The 2,858-nt window shown below is 34.6% G+C and carries 5 protein-coding genes and 1 pseudogene; all 6 read left to right on the top strand.

Features of this window, described 5'->3' with window-relative positions; all coding sequences use genetic code 11:
• Nucleotides 1-118: pseudogene (locus RT405_RS00295) on the top strand (rod shape-determining protein); the annotation flags it as partial.
• A 150-nt stretch (nucleotides 119-268) separates the two neighbouring features.
• Entirely contained in the window at nucleotides 269-511 is a 243-nt protein-coding gene (locus RT405_RS00290; protein WP_313466708.1) for a hypothetical protein, read from the top strand.
• A 58-nt stretch (nucleotides 512-569) separates the two neighbouring features.
• On the top strand, nucleotides 570-1,013 hold the full coding sequence (mreC, locus tag RT405_RS00285) for a rod shape-determining protein MreC (RefSeq protein ID WP_313466707.1): 444 nt from the start codon (nucleotides 570-572) through the stop codon (nucleotides 1,011-1,013).
• A 1-nt stretch (nucleotide 1,014) separates the two neighbouring features.
• Nucleotides 1,015-1,539, top strand: a complete 525-nt coding sequence (mreD, locus tag RT405_RS00280) for a rod shape-determining protein MreD (RefSeq protein WP_313466706.1) — start codon at nucleotides 1,015-1,017, stop codon at nucleotides 1,537-1,539.
• Nucleotides 1,540-1,587: 48 nt separating this feature from the next.
• Nucleotides 1,588-2,301, top strand: a complete 714-nt coding sequence (locus RT405_RS00275) for a septum site-determining protein MinC (RefSeq protein WP_313466705.1) — start codon at nucleotides 1,588-1,590, stop codon at nucleotides 2,299-2,301.
• On the top strand, nucleotides 2,286-2,858 hold a 573-nt coding region (gene minD / locus RT405_RS00270; protein WP_313466704.1), incomplete at its 3' end, for a septum site-determining protein MinD. The genes RT405_RS00275 and minD, both read left to right, overlap by 16 nt.

Below are 2,858 nucleotides of genomic sequence, written 5' to 3'. Positions count from 1 at the left end.
CGCTGATGAAACTGAAGTTCCTGTTTTCGTAGCAGCTGACCCACTAGATTGTGTAGCTTTAGGTACTGGTGAATCTTTAAAACATATGAATTTGTATAAAAAGAAAAGAATGAAATAAGTAAAAATTACATGACGTAATGTGACGATGCGGGCAGTATTTTGCTTTCCGCATCGTTTCATTTCGGAGAATAAAATAACAAAATACGAAGTTATTTAGTTTAAGATATGTTAAAATGGATAAAGCCTGAAGAATTAATGAGGTGAGAATTTGCATCAATTTTTTTCAAATAAAAAACTAATTATATTATTGGTGAGTGTTATCGTTTGTTTAGGGCTAATCGCCTATTCTATTACAGAAAAAAGCAAATTACCGATAGTACAGCAGTTTAGTAATGACATCACTGCTATTACAGGCCGCGTGTTGTCCAAACCAACCAATGCCGTAGTTAATTTTATGGAGTCAGTAGATAATTTGAAAAATACGTATGAAGAAAATCAATTATTGAAATAAAAAAATAAACGGTACAGTTATCAGCCGGAATCCAGATAATTGGATTAACCAAATTGTAGTGGATCGCGGGAGCCAAAGCGGCATAGTAGTCGGGTTATCTGTGATGGCAGATAATGGATTAATTGGAAGAGTGATAGAAGTAAGTCCGACAAGTTCAAAAGTTCAACTGATAACGACACTTGACCAAAATAACAATCGAGTTGCCGCTTCAGTTTCTTCTAAAGATGGATTCGTTCACGGTATCATCAATGGATATGATACAAAAACGAATCGCTTGATTATGAAACAAATAACTACTGATGTAACCATAAAAAAAGGAGATCAAGTAATGACTTCAGGACTAGGCGGGGGATCCCCAAGTTCATTGTTGATAGGAACAATCGATGAAGTTAAACTAGATGCTCATGGTTTATCACAAGAAGCTTACGTGACACCGGCAGCGGACTTAAATGATATTCGTTATGTGACTTTCATTCAACGAACAGCTGAGAGTGGTGAGTAAGATGAACGAACAATGGAAAGTTAAAGTTTTTGCTCCGCTTGTAATTTTTATTGGTTTTTTAACAGATGGTCTTTTATCAGGAGTTTTTTCTGTCCAATTGTATGGAGAGAATGGGAATATAATGACGCCTAGGTTGGTTGTTCTTATTTTTGTGTTGATGTCCTTTTACCTTCCAAGAAATAAAATGATTCTTTATGGAATTATGTTTGGTTTGCTCTATGACAGCTATTATGTAGGGATTTTAGGTATGTATGTCGCGATTTTTCCAATTATTGTTTACATCACAGAAAAAGTAAAACGAGTATTGCATCCAAATGCGCTTACTATAGGGATGATGGTTGTGATCAATCTGAGTATTGTAGAAACAATTCTATATGGATTTTATAAAGTTTTAGGCTTTGCAGAGATAGATATGACTACTTTTATGGCCAGTCGTTTAGGGCCAACTTTATTGTTAAATCTCGTATTCTTTATATTGGCATTCTATCCTTTGAAAAAGATAATAATTAAAATATTAGAGAATTAAATACGATGGAATGTTCATTCGTTATTTAGCTGATAAGGAGTTGTTAAGGTGAAACAGAGTGTGTCATTAAAAGGAAACAAAGATGGTTTTATGTTAACTTTAGATGAATCGGCTTCTTTTACTACGATCATTGAAGAATTAGAGCAATTATTGGAACATCTTAAGACTGAAGCCAAAAAAACAGATTTAGAAGAAGAGAAAAAAGAAATCCATTTAGAAATTTCAACAGGGAACCGTTTATTATCAGATGAAGAAAAAAAAGAAATTACAGAAAAAATTAAAAACAATAGTCAATTTGAAATAAAAAAAATCAACTCTGCTGTTATTACGTATGAAAATGCCTTAGCATGGCAACAAGCAGTGAGTTTACAAATGGAAATTCAAACAATCCGTAGCGGACAAGTTCTTCAAGCGCCCGGTGACATTCTTTTTGTGGGAAAAGTACATCCCGGTGGAGTGATTCGAGCAAATGGCAATATTTTTATCATCGGAGAATTGCATGGCATTGCTCATGCTGGATTTGAAGGTGATGCAACAGCGGTGATTGTGGCTGATTTCCATACAAACGCACAAGTACGAATAGCTGATAATGTTCAAATTATTGAAAATCAATCTGCTGATAAAGAACAAATTAAAAAAAATGAATTTGCATATATTAATGATTTACATATTTTGGATTTTGAATCTTTAGATCAGTTGAGGAAAATGCGTCCAAATTTAGGTAAAGTGACAGGGGGATTAAAATCATGGGTACAGCAATAGTCATTACTTCTGGAAAAGGCGGCGTAGGAAAAACGACGTCTACTGCAAATATTGGAACAGCACTCGCTTTGCAAGGCAAACGGGTCTGCTTAATTGATATGGATATTGGACTAAGGAACTTAGATGTTATTTTAGGATTAGAAAACCGCATTATCTACGATATTATTGACGTGGTTGAAGGCCGAGCAAAACTACATCAAGCCATTATTAAAGATAAACGATTTAATGATAATTTGTATTTATTGCCAGCAGCACAGAATGCTGATAAAAATGATGTGAATGGCGAACAAATGATTGAAATTGTAAATGAGTTAAAAGAAGATTACGATTTTATTTTAATTGATTGTCCAGCAGGAATTGAACAAGGGTTTCAAAATTCTATTGCTGCAGCGGATGAAGCAATCCTGGTAACGACTCCAGAAATATCTGCTATTCGCGATGCTGATCGGATCATCGGATTATTAGAGCAGACAGAATTAGAACCGCCTCGCCTTATTATTAATCGTATTCGTAAACGGATGATGCAAGATGGGGAAGTTTTAGATGTCGATGAAATC

Source organism: Carnobacterium sp. (genome assembly GCF_032094055.1).
Classification (GTDB): Bacteria; Bacillota; Bacilli; order Lactobacillales; family Carnobacteriaceae; genus Carnobacterium_A.
This window is presented reverse-complemented; position numbering and strand designations above follow the sequence as displayed.

Coding starts and splice junctions, on each gene's coding strand:
- mreD (WP_313466706.1), top strand. CDS start 1,015: ATGAACGAACAATGGAAAGTTAAAGTTTTTGCTCCGCTTGTAATTTTT.